The sequence below is a fragment of the Paenibacillus ginsengihumi DSM 21568 genome (assembly GCF_000380965.1).
Lineage (GTDB): Bacteria > Bacillota > Bacilli > Paenibacillales > NBRC-103111 > Paenibacillus_G > Paenibacillus_G ginsengihumi.
Map to the genome: position 1 here is coordinate 1 of NZ_KB905589.1, position 14,149 is coordinate 14,149.

15 protein-coding genes and 1 pseudogene are annotated in these 14,149 nt (G+C 57.8%); 13 read left to right on the forward strand and 3 right to left on the reverse strand.

What is annotated here, in order from left to right:
• Together F591_RS33425 and F591_RS31560 are read right to left on the reverse strand one after the other, a co-directional pair.
• Positions 1-176: pseudogene (locus F591_RS33425) on the reverse strand (IS1380 family transposase); the annotation flags it as partial.
• A 340-nt stretch (positions 177-516) separates the two neighbouring features.
• On the reverse strand, positions 517-1,155 hold the full coding sequence (locus F591_RS31560; protein ID WP_156829616.1) for a hypothetical protein: 639 nt from the start codon (positions 1,153-1,155) through the stop codon (positions 517-519).
• A 104-nt stretch (positions 1,156-1,259) separates the two neighbouring features.
• Between F591_RS31560 and F591_RS0118415 the strand changes: the two genes are divergently transcribed.
• The 4 genes from F591_RS0118415 (at position 1,260) to F591_RS0118430 (ending at position 4,419) form a co-directional block, all read left to right on the forward strand.
• Positions 1,260-1,874 carry a class I SAM-dependent methyltransferase gene (locus tag F591_RS0118415; protein ID WP_019536094.1) on the forward strand — a complete coding sequence of 205 codons (615 nt, stop codon included), beginning with the start codon at positions 1,260-1,262 and terminating at the stop codon, positions 1,872-1,874.
• Between the two features lie 40 nt (positions 1,875-1,914).
• Positions 1,915-2,130: a YwbE family protein gene (locus F591_RS0118420; RefSeq protein ID WP_026326716.1), complete on the forward strand. Its 216-nt coding sequence runs from the start codon at positions 1,915-1,917 to the stop codon at positions 2,128-2,130.
• 1,132 nt (positions 2,131-3,262) lie between these two features.
• Positions 3,263-3,655: a Fur family transcriptional regulator gene (locus tag F591_RS0118425; protein ID WP_019536096.1), complete on the forward strand. Its 393-nt coding sequence runs from the start codon at positions 3,263-3,265 to the stop codon at positions 3,653-3,655.
• Positions 3,634-4,419: a winged helix-turn-helix domain-containing protein gene (locus F591_RS0118430; RefSeq protein ID WP_019536097.1), complete on the forward strand. Its 786-nt coding sequence runs from the start codon at positions 3,634-3,636 to the stop codon at positions 4,417-4,419. The genes F591_RS0118425 and F591_RS0118430 overlap by 22 nt, the downstream gene beginning before the upstream one ends.
• Positions 4,420-4,615: 196 nt before the next feature.
• On the opposite strand, the gene F591_RS0118435 is transcribed toward F591_RS0118430, so the two are convergent.
• Positions 4,616-5,140, reverse strand: a complete 525-nt coding sequence (locus F591_RS0118435; protein WP_019536098.1) for a cyclase family protein — start codon at positions 5,138-5,140, stop codon at positions 4,616-4,618.
• Positions 5,141-5,449: 309 nt separating this feature from the next.
• On the opposite strand from F591_RS0118435, the gene F591_RS0118440 reads away from it, so the two are divergent.
• From F591_RS0118440 to F591_RS0118480, 9 genes are all read left to right on the forward strand, one after another.
• Positions 5,450-6,415, forward strand: coding sequence for an AAA family ATPase (locus F591_RS0118440; protein WP_026326718.1), 966 nt, complete (start codon positions 5,450-5,452; stop codon positions 6,413-6,415).
• Positions 6,416-6,435: 20 nt separating this feature from the next.
• Entirely contained in the window at positions 6,436-7,551 is a 1,116-nt protein-coding gene (locus tag F591_RS0118445) for a DUF58 domain-containing protein (RefSeq protein ID WP_026326719.1), read from the forward strand.
• The gene (locus F591_RS28430; protein ID WP_019536101.1) at positions 7,548-8,915 is read left to right on the forward strand and encodes a DUF4129 domain-containing protein; all 1,368 of its coding nucleotides are present in this window, start codon (positions 7,548-7,550) and stop codon (positions 8,913-8,915) included. Before F591_RS0118445 ends, F591_RS28430 begins: the two co-directional genes overlap by 4 nt.
• A 50-nt stretch (positions 8,916-8,965) precedes the next feature.
• Positions 8,966-9,667: a pirin family protein gene (locus F591_RS0118455; RefSeq protein WP_019536102.1), complete on the forward strand. Its 702-nt coding sequence runs from the start codon at positions 8,966-8,968 to the stop codon at positions 9,665-9,667.
• Positions 9,668-9,768: 101 nt separating this feature from the next.
• Positions 9,769-10,101: a hypothetical protein gene (locus tag F591_RS28435; RefSeq protein WP_019536103.1), complete on the forward strand. Its 333-nt coding sequence runs from the start codon at positions 9,769-9,771 to the stop codon at positions 10,099-10,101.
• A gap of 525 nt (positions 10,102-10,626) precedes the next feature.
• A complete protein-coding gene (locus F591_RS0118465; protein ID WP_019536104.1) occupies positions 10,627-11,217 on the forward strand; it encodes a TVP38/TMEM64 family protein in 591 nt (196 codons plus the stop codon).
• A gap of 304 nt (positions 11,218-11,521) precedes the next feature.
• Entirely contained in the window at positions 11,522-12,058 is a 537-nt protein-coding gene (locus F591_RS0118470) for a hypothetical protein (protein WP_026326720.1), read from the forward strand.
• Between the two features lie 19 nt (positions 12,059-12,077).
• Complete coding sequence (locus F591_RS0118475; protein WP_156829617.1) at positions 12,078-12,692, forward strand: hypothetical protein; 615 nt, start codon at positions 12,078-12,080, stop codon at positions 12,690-12,692.
• A 230-nt stretch (positions 12,693-12,922) separates the two neighbouring features.
• Positions 12,923-14,119 carry a ParM/StbA family protein gene (locus tag F591_RS0118480; RefSeq protein WP_019536106.1) on the forward strand — a complete coding sequence of 399 codons (1,197 nt, stop codon included), beginning with the start codon at positions 12,923-12,925 and terminating at the stop codon, positions 14,117-14,119.
• Positions 14,120-14,149: the final 30 nt, after the last annotated feature.

Genomic DNA, 14,149 nt, shown 5'->3' on the forward strand with positions numbered 1-14,149 from the left:
ATACGGTAAACGGGGAAGAGTGAGTTACGCGCTTTGCCGCCGGAGAGGCTGCACATCGCCTCCGGCAGTTTGATTTTTTCGAGAAAGGCCAGGAAGATTTTGATGCCACCGCAACTCGTTGCGTTTTGTAGTGAAAATGCAGTTTTGATTTTGCTGATCGTTGTGGTAGACTTCACCTAAAAGGTGCTCCTCTCTTTGGGTGTAGTGTTCCTTGCAAACACCATTCTACCAAAGATTCGGAGCCCTTTTCATATTTTCAAGAAGCGATACTTTCGAAATTCAGGTTTATAACAATATTTGTAGTGTTGCATGTCCTTCCGAATGTTTTAGCTGCAGTAGTTGCATCAGGAGGTACGTTCGGAAATTACCACCTTTTTATAGATACTAATGAAAGTTTATTCGTTATTCCCAAGTACTGTTTTTTGATCGTAGGCGTAGCCTATTGTGTGTTGGCTGAATTTGGGGGGAAAGTTGAAGGCAAAAAATAAAACCAGCGAAGAACGCTGGTTTTATTTTTTAATAAGTGGGATAGCTGGAGGACACAACAAACTCGACGATGCCGTCTTGCTGTCCGCTGACTTCCCGAGGCATATAAAGATCAACCCAAGTGCTGCCGGTCAATTTATTTTTCCAGTTTGTATAGTAGTTATTTTCCCAATGTTCCATCCAGCCATAAGAATTTGTTTTGATCGGCGTGAAATCGTACCAAGCATATTTTCCGTGCGGAGCTGTGGCGGCAAGATTGTGCTGATAAGTTGCAGAACCGTTCCAATTTCCGCCGAGTGCTACTTGGAGAGCTTTCTTCATCTTAGCCGTAAGGGTCATAACCCTCTTTCTTTCTTTATGGACTGGGACAGGAACACGATTGTATTCGTTATATACGTTCCAAGTACAATTTGTGCCACACAATGGTGGAGCCATAGGCGTAATCTCAGAGAATGAATTTTCGGGCCTCAATTTTTGTGTAGGTTGGTTTGCTTTTTGAATTGATTTCGACCTTTCTTGCCTTTTTACTGTTTCATGAAGAGAGGCAACTTCTGCGGGAGTAAGTTCAACGAGACCATTCTTTGTAACTCTCCATGTTTTCACTACTTGTCGATCGTTGTTGGATCCTTTGGTCTCTGTAGCCCCGGCACTCATGATCGAAGAGAACATAAGAGCAAATGCTATTTTACATTTATGCCTTCCCCCATGGTATGATAGATGCTGCGAATACCGCCCCTAATTTTGCGCGAAACAAGCATAAGTGAGGACAATCGATGGAACTGGAATGGACAGGGGAGCGCATTATCCCCAAGCAGCTGAAGCCGACTAACGGCATGCTGCTCGAGCATGTGGCCAGGTATTACTTTGCCACACCTTATATTACCGGCCGGGTGCTGGATATCGCCTGCGGGACGGGATACGGGTGCCATATGGTGGCCAAGGAGCGCAAGCGGGAGGTCACGGAAATCGTAGGCGTGGATATCGACGCTCCGACGATCCGGTATGCGAGCCGCGAATACAACCACCAGAAGGTCCGTTATGTGCAGGATGACGCCGCCGATCCCGGATTGCCGGACAGGTTGGGAACCTTTGACACGATCCTCAGCTTCGAGACGTTCGAGCATGTGGCGGCCGAGCGGACGTTCATGGACAACCTGTATCGGATGCTGAAGCCGGGAGGAACGCTGGTGCTCTCCAGTCCTTTCGGACGAGGGAGGGGCATGCCGACGAGCGAGCCGTTTCACGTCCATCAGCTGACGCCGGAGCAGTTCTCCGAGCTGTTCGTTCGCTATCGGCATACGGATATTTATTACCAAAGAGGGGTAACCTTCGAAAAACCGAGAGACGGCGTACGTTATTTTATCGGAGTTGCGGTCTGCACGAAATAATCGGACCGCTGCATTTAAAGGAGAGACAAACATGATGAGCATGAACGGCCAGCGCCGCAGCGATATCCGGCCGGGACTGGAAGTCGACATTGTGCTGAAGCAGGACCAGCGTACAGGCAAGACGACGCGGGGCATTGTTAAGGATATTTTGACCAAATCGCCGAATCATCCGCATGGCATTAAGGTGCGGCTCCAAGACGGTCAAGTCGGGCGGGTAAAAGCCATTATCGGCGGGATGCCGGAAGACAGGACATAACGCCTTAGGGCAGGGCTTGGCAGTATGCTGCATCAGAAGCGGCGAAGTGTTGGATGAGCAAGGGAGGCCGACAGGCTTTGCGGCATTGCGCCAATGGACACTGCGGCATGCAGCGCAAGAAGCGACAAGCCGCGGGGCGGTTAACGGCGCCGGCATGCTTCGGAACGTGCCGTGCAAGGGGCGACATGCTCGATAGACGCCTATGCCGCTTGCGCGGCACCATCAGGCGATGGAAAATGAGCCGCGGGCCCTGGGCATTTTTCGGGGGAGCTTACGCCTATGCCAGGCGATTCCTTTTGTCATCGGTCGTCTCCTTCGGAATTGAAAATTTGGCCCGTGGATTATCGCCTAATTTTCGGGGATAGCCAGCAAATGTTGTATTTTTTGCAGGATTTGTCGCCTCATGCGCCCTGAGAGGGGCCGCGTTCACGCGGAGTTCGCACGCATGCTAACGTGGAGTCTGAACGCAACGCGGAGTCTGAGCGCTACCATGGAGTTTGCACGCTAAAAACCGGTTTCGGGGGCCGCCGGCTGAGCGCTTTGTCGCAGGAAAGTGTAAATTTCCACAATAAAGGGCCACTCCGAAGGCAAAGTTTACTCCGCGCTGACAAAAAAAGTTTGACTTCGATAAAGCGTAAACGTGTTAATCGAAGTCTCGCTTTCTGCACCAGGCAAAACTGCCGCTCAGCCGCAGCTCCGCTCATCTGGCGAATGTGCTTCGGTCGAAGCCTCTCTTCATGCTCGCTAGCCTGGAGTGCTGTTTTGCCCGGGCTAACGCTTGCCACAGAGCTTATTCCCTCGAAACGCTCGATTTGAAATTGTAACGCAAGTGAGCAGTCTTATTTGGCATTTCGGGCCACCAGATTCAGCGTTTCTGACTAAATAGCGCTCTTCAGTTTCGTTACATTTTAAAAAGTGCCCGTTTCAGCAAAATAGCGTTTGTCACTAGCGTTAGAAATTCGGAAGCTTCGGCAGGAGCGCAAGAAGGGACCGTTCAGGAAGAGCAGCGTAGGAAAGAACAGTACAAGAGGAGCAGATGATGAAAATGTGCCGCGCACCCCGGGGCTTGACTTCATCACAAGCAATATTTATACTAAATCTAAATATAAACTAGGTCAAAGGATTTGGTGTCATGAATAAAATTAACTTGACGACACAGCGCAAAGCGATCCTCGACATTATACAGCAATCGCACGATCATCCGACCGCTGCGGAGGTTATCGAGCGGCTGCGCGAGCAGGGCCGGCAATTCGCTTACGGCACGGTCTACAATTCCCTCCGCTATTTGACGGATATGGGCCTGATTCGCGAGCTCAAGCTTGGCGAGGCGGCCAGCCGTTACGATGCGCGCACCGATGAGCATCAGCATATCGTATGCCGGCGCTGCGGCCGCGTCGACGAGGTGCTGACCGACATTCCGGCGGCATGGCTGGAAGCCGTGGCGCGCGAGACCGGCTATGCGATTGATCGCGCCCAGGCGGTCGTGGAAGGAGTGTGCGCCGAATGCAGGAACTCCGGCAAGTAATAAACGGCGAGTCGTATCCGAGCTTTGGCTATGCGCCGCTGCAGGGCCGCGAGCCGTGTCAGGGCTTTGACGGTGCGCCGCTGCACTGCTCCCAAACCGAGCGGATCGCCATAGTCAGCCCGTTCCCGGGGAGGCTGCAGCAGCTGATCGCCGCATTATCGGAACAATGCTACGATGTGATGGTGTTTCATCGCTGGGATGAGCGCCTGGCAGACGATTTGCAGATCGGGCTGCGCATCGTGGACTTCACGGCAGCCGGTCATCCCGGCTTCCGGCGGGAGCTGGCCCATTTGGCCGAGTTAGGCGACGCGGTTCCCACGTTGTACCTGGTCAATGGCGCTTTGCCGCGAGGGGCGGCTCTACTACAGGAGCGCAGCCGGATGCCGTGGCCGATTCATCCCGCCCGGGCGCTGGAGCGAGTTCGGCGCATGATTCGCAGCGAAGAAGCGGCGGTTCGCCGGGCCAGGAGCCTCCGGTTCAAGGATATCGAGCTCGATCCGAAGCGGATGACGGCGCTGCAGAGCGGCCGCAGGCTGGAGTTGACCAGGACGGAATACGACCTGTTGAAGGCGCTGCTGGAGGCGAAAGGCTCCGTGCTGACGCGCGAGGAGCTGATCCGCCGCGTATGGGGATTCGACTACTTCGGAGGCAGCAACGTCGTGGACGTGCATGTGCGGAGCTTGCGGAAGAAGCTCGGAGACAGCGTCGCGTCGCCCCGGTACATCGATACCGTGCGGGGCGTAGGCTACAGGCTGGCGGATTAAGCCCAAATACCGGCCGGAAGAGATGAACGAAGTGCCGGAAGAGATGGGGACGGAGAACCGGAAGAGGATAGAAGAAGTATCGGAAGAGATGGACGAAGCAATGGGCGAGATGGGAAAAAATCAGACCAGCAGTGAAGTTGTCGGCACACTTCACGATCTGCCAGGACAGTTATGCTTTCGTTTCAAGCCCAGCCGCCTAAGCCTCCAACACCGCAACGGCCCGGACCGGGGATCCGTCACCACGGACGATGCGCAGAGGAAAGCCGTAGAACATAAAATCGGTCCCGGCGGGCAGGCGGTCCAAACCGTGCAGCCCCGTATATGTCACAATTCCGATACCGAGCAGCGCCCGCTCCAGTTCTTCTGACAGTTCGCCACCGACGAACGGCGGCCGTAGCGCAGCGAGCCGGTCAAAGCATTCCAGCCCGACGGATTCAGCGAAAAACAGCCCCCGGCCTTCCGGCCAAGTCGGGTCTTCGATCCGTACTACGCGCGATGCTCCGAAAAATCGCTCTAATGGCAGCTCATCCAATGTCGCTGCACCGGGGTGCATGTGCGAGGGCGCGTCCACGTGCGTCCCCGTATGGCTGCCCATCGAAAGTTGCCGCAGCTCCCAGGTGTGGCGCTCGTATGTGTGCACAACCTTCACTTTGACCTCCGGATCGCCGGGATAAACGGGCATACCGTCCGCAATCGGCTGCGACAAGTCGATCACTCTCACTTTGAACGCCTCCATTTTGCAAGTTGATTTTACAAAATTTACCATTATATGAATAGGTGTCGTTCCTCGCTAGCGTAACATATAAAACGATCTTATTCTTCTCAAAAAAAGTTGCCGCCCGGCAATGCTCGCTTGCGAATCGATGCCGCCTGCGCCAAACGCGCCAAATATGACAGCGCTTCGCTCCAGTCCGGCTGCTCCGGCGAATGCAGCCCGAACTTCGGCTCGATTTCCGGTTACTTTCCCTTTATACTGAGAATAACAGATTTTTGAGTTCATACCAACGCCGAAGGAGCGATCCTCATGCCGATGTCCTTTCACCAAATCAGGGAGCTTGCCGACCGGATCCGGAGCAACGTCAATCAAGTGATCGTGGGCAAAGAAGACGTGATCGACAAGCTGCTGATCGCGCTTATCGCCTCCGGGCATGTGCTGCTCGAGGACGTGCCGGGCACGGGCAAAACGCTGCTGGCCAAGGCGCTCGCCCGTTCGCTGGATTGCCAGTTTAAGCGCATTCAATTCACCCCGGATTTGCTGCCCTCGGATTTGAGCGGGATCAATTATTTCAACCAGAAGCAGTCCGATTTCGAGTTTCGGCCAGGGCCGCTGTTCACGAATATTTTACTGGCTGACGAGATCAACCGGGCGACGCCGCGCACCCAATCGAGCCTGCTGGAATGCATGGAGGAGCGGCAGGTCAGCATCGACGGCGACACCCGTCCGCTCGAGCGGCCGTTCCTCGTCATCGCCACCCAGAATCCGGTCGAGAATCAGGGGACGTTTCCGCTGCCCGAGGCGCAGCTCGACCGGTTCCTGTTCAAGCTCGGCATGGGGTATCCGAGCGCGGAGGAGGGCCTGAGCATCCTGAAGCGCTTCAAGGAGGCGAGCCCGCTGGCGGAGCTTGCGCCCGTCGCCGCGGCAAGCGAGCTGATCGAGGCCCAGAACAGCTTTGCCCGCATCGAGGCGAGCGACGAGGTGCTGACCTACCTGCTCAGCATTGTGGAGCGGACGAGAACGCACCCCGATGTCGCCACCGGCGTCAGCCCGCGGGGCAGCCAGGCTCTCCTGAAAGCGGCGCAGGTGCAGGCGATTTTGCAGGGCAGGGATTTCGTCGCGCCCGACGATGTCAAGGCGATGGCCGTGCCGGTGCTGGCCCACAGGCTGATGCTGACCGGCTCGTTCCGACTGCGTCCGGAAGCGGCCGAGCGCGTCATTGAGAAAATATTGCAGGAAATTCCCGTGCCTGCGGAGGAACAGGTGTTCTCCAGGCCGTAAGGAAGCGAGGCCGATTGCAAATGGAAATATATTGGCTGCTGCTCGTCGCCGCTGGCGTCATCTGGCTGCAGGGTGCGCTCTTTGGCCGCTTCGGCAAGCGAGGCCTAACGTATGAGCGATTTTTCAGCGTGAAGGCGTGCTTTCCCGGCGACGAAGTCGAGATGGTGGAGCGGATTGCCAACCGCAAGCTGCTGCCCGTGCCGTGGGTGCGGCTGGAATCGCTCATCCATGCCAATTTGCGGTTCCAGGGGCAGTCGGGGCTGACGATCAGCGAAGGGGAGATGTTTCAGAACCATCGCAGCCTGTTCAGCTTGATGCCCTATACGCAAATTGTGCGAAGACATAAAATTGCGGCCCTGCGGAGGGGCTGCTACCGGCTGAACACGGCGACGCTGACGACGGGCGATATGCTCGGGCTGAACCGGGCGAGCGTTACGATGACGCTCGATGCGCAGCTGCTGGTCTACCCGCAGCTGCTCGATCCGCAAGAGCTGCAGCTGCCGAGCCACAGCTGGCAGGGCGATGCGACGGTGCGCCGCTGGATTGTCGACGATCCGTTCATGATCTCCGGCGTCCGCGAATACCGCTACGGCGATCCGCTCGGCGGCATCAACTGGAAGGCGACCGCCCGCACCGGCCGGCTGCAGGTGCACCAGCGCGATTTTACCGCCGAGCACCGGCTGATCATCTGCGTGAATGTGGAGGATCACGAAGGCATGTGGAGCCAGGTGAACGATGAAGAACGGTTCGAACGCGGACTCTCGTACGCCGCGTCGTTCGCGCAGATGGCGATCGGGCGAGGGATGGAGACAGGCTTCGCCACGAACGCTTACAGCGTCGACGATCCGAAGGAGCCAGTGCGGGTGGAGCCGGGAAGCGGGGGGCCGCAGATGGAAGCGCTGCTGCAGACGATGGCCCGGCTTGTCGTCGCCCGCAGCATTCCTTTCGACACGCTGCTGGAGCAGGAAGTGGAGCGGGCGGTCTCGAACGTCGATTATCTGCTCGTCTCGGCTTACGTCAGCGAGAAGATGGAGGCGCAGATCCATCGGCTGCGAAGGAACGGCAACGCTGTCGACTTCTTCATGCTCGAGGGCAAGGACAACGGTGCGGCACGAAGGGAGGGCGAAAGCGCATGAAGCCGAGGGACAACAGATCGAAGGAAGCATGGGCCCCCCAGCCCCCCTGGGCACCTGCCTGGAGCTCGCTGATCCGGGCCGCCCTCCAGGGCGCCGCCGAGCTGCTAATGTTCCTGCCCCTGGCGCTGATTGCCGCGGCGTACGCCTTGCCGGATGGGGCGGCGTCCTGGGCGTGGATCGCTTCGCTGCCGATCCAATATGCCGTAGGCTACGCGGTATGGCGCTTTCTGCCGATCCGCCGCCGCGTCTCGCTCTATCTCCTGCTGCTGCTGATCGCGCTGGCGGGCGCTTATGCGGCGTTCGGGGCCGAGCGCTGGCTGCTTCTGCTGCTGACGGCGCCGCCTGGCTTCCTGATGGCCTTCCGGGGAGCGCAGGCCGTGTCCGAGCCATGGCATGCCGCCTTCCCGGCCAGCTTGTATGTGATCGGTCTGGCCGTCTATTTCCTCTCCTCCGTCGTGCTCCGGTTCATGGACAGCTTCGACCCGTATATGCCGGCGCTGTTCTGGGGCGGGTTCGCCTCTCTCCTGCTCGGTCTTGTGCGGATCAATCAGTCGAACGTCAGGCAGGAGACGCTGTCCGGCGGCCAAGAACCGAGCTTGCCGGCGGCGCTGTTATGGCAGAATCGCCTGCTTGTCGCCGCATTGTTTGCGGTCGTGCTGCTGGCGGCAGGCTTCGGCGCGATCCGCCGGGCCGCATTCTGGCTGCTCGCGCAGGCCGCCGGCTTCGCCCGCTGGCTGATCTCGCTGCTGCCGGAATCGTCCGGCGAAGGCGCCAGCCCGCCGCCGGCCCCTCCCGGCGCTCCCGAGCTCGGACCGGTCGCCGAGCCTGCTGCCTGGTGGCTGCTGCTGGAGAAGATCGCTGTCGTCGCCGCAATCGTCATTGCGGCAGCGGCAGCCTGCGCGCTCGCTTATTGGCTGGCTCGCAGGCTGTATCGATGGGCCCGCCAGGCCTACGATTGGCTGAGAGCGGCGCTGCAGTGGGGCGAACGGCTGGAGGCGAACGAGGGCTACGAGGATGACGTGGAGCGGCTTGTCAGCTGGCAGGAGCTGAACGGGCACTGGGCCTCCCGGCTGAAGCAGTGGCTTACGCCCGACAGGAAGGCAAGATGGAGCGATTTGACCGACAATCGCGAGCGCATCCGCTTTTTGTACCGTGCCATGCTGGAGGAGAGCGTGCGCCGGGGCTACGTGTTCAAGGCGCATCTGACGCCGCGGGAGACGGAGCGGGACTTGCAGCGCTGGCAGGCGGAGCGGCCGCGCCGGATGGAGCCGCTGATCGGTCTGTATGAGCGGGTGCGTTACGGAAGGCGCGATGCGAGCGACGAGGAAGTGCGCGCAGCGAAGGAAATGCTGGAAGGGAAGTGATATAATTAGGGAAGCGGCTAATAATTTGAAAGTAAAAGGAGGGAAAGCCTATGATTCAGCATGATCCGGCGTCATCCCGCTATGCGTTCGACCGGGGCTGGCTGCGGGGCCACTACAGCTTCTCGTTTGCCGATTACGAGGATGAGAACAAGATGGGCTTCGGTCCTTTAAGGGTATTCAACGACGATTGGATCGCCCCGGGACGCGGCTTCGGCGCGCATCCGCACAGTGACATGGAGATCGTCTCGATCGTCCTGCAAGGCCAGCTGCGGCATGAGGATAATCTCGGCAACGTAGCTGTCACGACGTTCGGCGAGGTGCAGCGCATGTCGGCCGGAAGCGGCATTATTCATACCGAGCATAACGCATCGCAGACCGAGGAGCTGAACCTGCTGCAAATGTGGTTCATGCCTGCAGTCCGCGGGCTTGTGCCGTCCTATGAGGCGACGCGCTTCGATCCGGAGCGGATGAGAGGCCGGCTGCTGCCCGTCGCTTCGTCCGTACCGGAGGCCGGCGTGGCCAAGCTGCATCAGGATATGACCATTTACTTGACCCGCCTGGACGGAGGAGCGGAGCTGGAATTCCGGCAAGAACCGGGACGCAGGGTGTTCCTCTTCGTCATCGACGGTTCCCTGAAGGTGAACGAAAGCGTGCAACTGCAGAGGAGAGACGCGGCGCGGATCGTCTCCGAGCCCAGACTCACCCTGCAGGGCGGCGGCTCCGCCTTCGCTGTATTGATCGATTTGCCATAACGGGCATCCGTGAAGTTCGGCCATGCTCAAGAATACCGCACTCGCTGGCAAACGATCGCAGAAATGTGCCGTTACAGAGGCCAGGCAAGGAGGGAAAATCGTTGGCTGCAAGCAAAAGGCTGCTTATCAAGCATGCCGTCACCGGAAAAATGCTGCTGGATTCGGACGCCGCTCCCGTGTCTTATGCGCTGAAGGAAGAACAGCCGGGCTGGACATTCGAGATATCCTTGCCGGACCCCGCGGCGGCGGAGCCGATCGTTCGCCTGCGTCACGAGCTGAACGTGTTCCGGTTCGAGACGCTGGAGGACGGCACCATCCGGAAAAACTGGTACTACGTCAAGGACGGCGTCGTTCGCTGGGATGAGGCTGCGCGCAAGCTCGTCATCTATGCGGATTCGCATATTACGTATCTGCCGACGGATTATTACGCCTAGACCGAATTGTTTCTTCGCCTCCGGCCATACTGGGGAATGAGGGTACGGTTGAATAATCAGAAGGCGAGGAAGACCCTTTTTTAGGGACAACACCATTTTGTGAAAACCTGTCGTTGAACCGGATGGCGGCGGGTTTTGTATTCATCTCGCGGGACCTATCAAAATAATTCCTGCCAGCTTCCTAATTTATTTTGGAAGCTTTTTTTCCGCCCTCTAAAAGGAACGCCGCGACAAAGACTGCTAATAGACCTAATGTAACGACGGCTGAATTTTCATACCATTTTAAGAAAAACGTCTATCGACGTCTATTCAAGGATGGGCGACCGCGGTTCAGCGGTTGTTTTTTTTCTGGTACAGAAAGTCGCACTTTGCTTTCATCCTTTAGCGAGGTTAGACTTTCTGTAACGGTAAAAAAAGCTTTGTTGTCCAAGGGGAATTGTCGTCAATAACCGTTTTTTGGATTTCCGGCCCGTTCGTGGTACTATAAATAATTATCGACATATTTCCAAGGGTGAATCGAGTGGCATGAGTTGGATAAATCAGATCAGCAATCTTTCCTGGGAAGACATTGAAGCGATATTGAACCGTTACGAGGCGCTCGGGCCGATTCCCGGCATTGCTGCGCCGTTGATCGAGGCATTCATCCCCGTGCTTCCGCTCATTGCCATTCTCATTGCCAATGTGAACGCCTACGGCCTGTGGGAGGGCATTCTGCTCTCCTGGTGCGGCGTCGTGGCTGGGGCTATCAGCGTCTTTCTGCTCGCCAGAAACTTCGGAGGGCGGTTCCGCGGCTACATCGACCGCAAATTTCCGCAATCGCGCAAATTCATCGGGTGGGTGGAGAAGAAAGGCTTTACGCCGATCTTCGTGCTGTCCTGCTTCCCGTTTACGCCGTCCGTTCTCGTCAACGTCGTCTCAGGCATCTCCAAAATCCCGTTTCACACCTTCGCCACGGCGACGATGCTCGGCAAGGGCGTGATGATCATTCTCGTGTCCGTGGCCGGGCACGATCTCGGCAGCATGCTTCGCCAGCCGTGGAAGCTGGCGCTGGTCGCCCTCGTATTCGTCCTGCTCTGGCTGTCGGGCCGCAAGCTGGAATCCCGCTATATGAAATAAAGCCGTAAGCGCCTGTCCTTCTCAGAACGGCGCTTTTTAGCATTCGATCGTACAGTCGTCTCGCGGACAACATGATGGAGGATAAGAGAGTCATTTTTGGGTGAAAATGGAACACTCCGGTTCCTGTTTGTTCGCAGATTTACGGATAGACGCCTATGACGAGCGATTCCTATCGTCATCGGTCGGGATTTGTGCGACGAGCTCGTCGTGCTGAACAACGGCGTGCTGTCCTCCGTGCCTTCCGAGCTTCTGCATAGCCCGGAGTTTGAACAGAGCGTGATCGAGCTGCTGAAGGGTGAGAACCTTGCTGAAAACTCTTAAGACGTTGCTTGCGATCCGCACTGCCGCTGCCGTGAACTTGTTCGTATATTACATCCGCAAGCTGCCGCTAATGGGAAGGCTGATCACCGACCGTTTCTATGCCAGGCTGAAGCTGAAAAAGACGCTCTCCGCGATCATGCTGGTCATCATCCTGCTGTGGGGATTTGTCTCCAAGCTGCTGTACGTCGGCCTTATGGCCTATTGGCCCGCCACCGCGCTAGGCGGCGAGCGGCTGCTGCTTGGCCTTCCGTCGGCACTTGCCGTGCTCGTGGTGGGGCTCATTGCGGTAGCAGGGCTCGCCCGCTACTCCGGCTACCGGAACATCGTGGACGCGGCGGCCAAGAGGGACGACCCGCTGATGGATATCGGGCGCATGATTGCGGAAGCGCAGGCTGCCGATGTGCGAACCCGCGAAGACGACTACATCTCGCCTGCGGCGGACGGCGGCAAGCTCTCGCCGCAAGGAGGGCTACGCTTATCTGAATGCGTTGTTCTTCGCCAGGCACCGGAGACTGATTAATCAGCCGGTTTACAAAAGAATGACGCTGATCGGAGGCTTGACCGCCGCCGGCGCGGCGTTTGTTCTGTTCTTCCCGCAGTGGGCAGGCGGCCTGCACGGGGAAGCTCTCTTTCCGTACATGCCGATCGCGCTGTATTTCCTGTCCACCGGAGAACGCGCATGCAGGGCGATGTTTTACAACTGCGACCTCAGTCTGCTGCGTTACAGCTTCTACCGGAACGCTGCCGGCCGGCATTTCCGGATTCGGCTGCTGCGGATCGCCGCCCTCAACCTGGCGGTCGCCGCCGCATTCGGAATCGGAAGCGCGATAGTTATTGCGGCCGCGGGGAGAACGGTCTGGAGCGCGGAGCTGCTTCTGCCGTGGATTTACGCGCTGGCGCTGTCCGTCTTTTTTTCAGTCCATCATCTGTTCATGTACTATATTTTCCAGCCATATTCCACCGAGCTTAACTCGAAAAATCCGCTCTACCACGCGACGAACACGCTCGTATCGCTGGTTTGCGGCATCAGCATCGCTGTCCGGGCCGCTGCTCCCGCCTACACCGCGGCCGCACTGCTCCTGGCGCTTGCGTACCTGGGGATCGCGCTCGTTCTCGTTCCCAAGCTCGGCCGCTACACCTTCCGCGTAAAATAACCGGGCAAGGACGGGGCGGCGGGAGGGAGAGGAAGGGAACGCGCCATAGCGAGGGGGTTCGACCGGCGAAGCGAGCAGCGCCCTACCCGTTCAAAACGGTCCTCCGCTGCGAATTTTATAGCGAAAGCGCGTATTGCACACACCTGGTATTACCGGGGATGACGAAGTGTTTCTCGGCAATGCCGGGAATGGCTCGGAACCTCGGGACCATGAAAAGGAGGACCTGTCATATGCCGTATCATTTTTTCGTAGGCAACGATAACGGGAACAGCGAGCACGATATCGTCATTGATGGCCGGCTGATTCGCCAGCCCAACGTTTTTTGCGCGGTGGACAAGCTTCCCTGGAGCGACGAGCAGGCGCCGGAAAGCTTCATCCGCCATTTGCAGGACCAGCTGATCGTGACGATCGATTCGCCCTCGGCCCGGCCCGGCATGTACTACATAGGCCAGTTTGCGCTGGAGAGCGGTGAGCTGCTCGATACGATGCAGATCGGCATCGACCAAAAAAGCGACATGGATCTCCCGATCGTCAATACCATCGCCCACATTGCTGCGGTAGCGGTGCAGAAGGCCTACGAGGAGGATAAGGCGATTCCCGAGCAGATCGAGGTGCTGGCGGATATGGCGACGGCGCTGCCGGTGACGCAGCACAGCGACGAGACGGCGGCCAAATTCGAGCGGCGCTTCATGGACGGAACGCATCGCGTGACCGTGCATCTGGGCAAGCAGCGGGTCGCTGTCAGCATCGTGTTCGATTACACGAAGGTCGTTCCCGAAGCGACGCCGGTTACGTTCGCGCTTCAGAAGAATGCAGACGGAGAATGGCGGACCGGGGAGATGTACAAGGAGTTCGCCGCGGTGTACGGCCTGGACCCGAACTTGAGCGGCAGCTATTTCAAGGATAAGCGCATCCTCCACGTCGATATCGGCGACGGATCGACGGAATATCCGATTACGGAGGGCAACAAGTTTTTGCGGCAATTCGTGCACGGCAGCCATCATGGCGCGGGCTATGCCATCGAGGAGGCGCTGGACGAGTTCAACCGGCTCATTCATCTGCCGGACAGCCCGCGGCAGTTTTTCAGCGACGTGCTGAAAAATCCGAAGCACAAATATTACGCCAGGGCGATGAAGACGCTCAGCCGGCCGCTGGAAGGACAGGCGAAGCAGATCGTCCAAAATATCCGCAAGCAGCTGACCAAAGCGCGCAACGCCATCGACATTATTTGCGTATATGGCGGAGGCAGCATCCTGATGCGTCCGAACCTGTATCCGCTGCTGAAGGCGCTCTGCGACGAGCGGGAGATCAAGCTGTTCTACGTGCCGGCTCCGTACGCGATTACGATGAACGCGGAGGGCTTGGACGCCTTCGTGCGGGGCAAAATTTACGATGCCTTGAAAAATAAAGCGAAGCAGGCGGTGTAGCGTCGCGGGCCCGGCCGAAAGATAAGGGGG

Bases quoted from the DNA above. Each gene is read 5' to 3' on its own strand.
- F591_RS0118415 (WP_019536094.1), top strand. From the start codon at position 1,260: ATGGAACTGGAATGGACAGGGGAGCGCATTATCCCCAAGCAGCTGAAG.
- F591_RS31560 (WP_156829616.1), bottom strand. From the start codon at position 1,155: ATGTTCTCTTCGATCATGAGTGCCGGGGCTACAGAGACCAAAGGATCC.
- F591_RS0118420 (WP_026326716.1), top strand. From the start codon at position 1,915: ATGAACGGCCAGCGCCGCAGCGATATCCGGCCGGGACTGGAAGTCGAC.
- F591_RS0118425 (WP_019536096.1), top strand. From the start codon at position 3,263: ATGAATAAAATTAACTTGACGACACAGCGCAAAGCGATCCTCGACATT.
- F591_RS0118445 (WP_026326719.1), top strand. From the start codon at position 6,436: ATGGAAATATATTGGCTGCTGCTCGTCGCCGCTGGCGTCATCTGGCTG.
- F591_RS0118440 (WP_026326718.1), top strand. From the start codon at position 5,450: ATGTCCTTTCACCAAATCAGGGAGCTTGCCGACCGGATCCGGAGCAAC.
- F591_RS0118465 (WP_019536104.1), top strand. From the start codon at position 10,627: ATGAGTTGGATAAATCAGATCAGCAATCTTTCCTGGGAAGACATTGAA.
- F591_RS28430 (WP_019536101.1), top strand. From the start codon at position 7,548: ATGAAGCCGAGGGACAACAGATCGAAGGAAGCATGGGCCCCCCAGCCC.
- F591_RS0118475 (WP_156829617.1), top strand. From the start codon at position 12,078: ATGACGCTGATCGGAGGCTTGACCGCCGCCGGCGCGGCGTTTGTTCTG.
- F591_RS0118430 (WP_019536097.1), top strand. From the start codon at position 3,634: ATGCAGGAACTCCGGCAAGTAATAAACGGCGAGTCGTATCCGAGCTTT.
- F591_RS0118480 (WP_019536106.1), top strand. From the start codon at position 12,923: ATGCCGTATCATTTTTTCGTAGGCAACGATAACGGGAACAGCGAGCAC.
- F591_RS0118455 (WP_019536102.1), top strand. From the start codon at position 8,966: ATGATTCAGCATGATCCGGCGTCATCCCGCTATGCGTTCGACCGGGGC.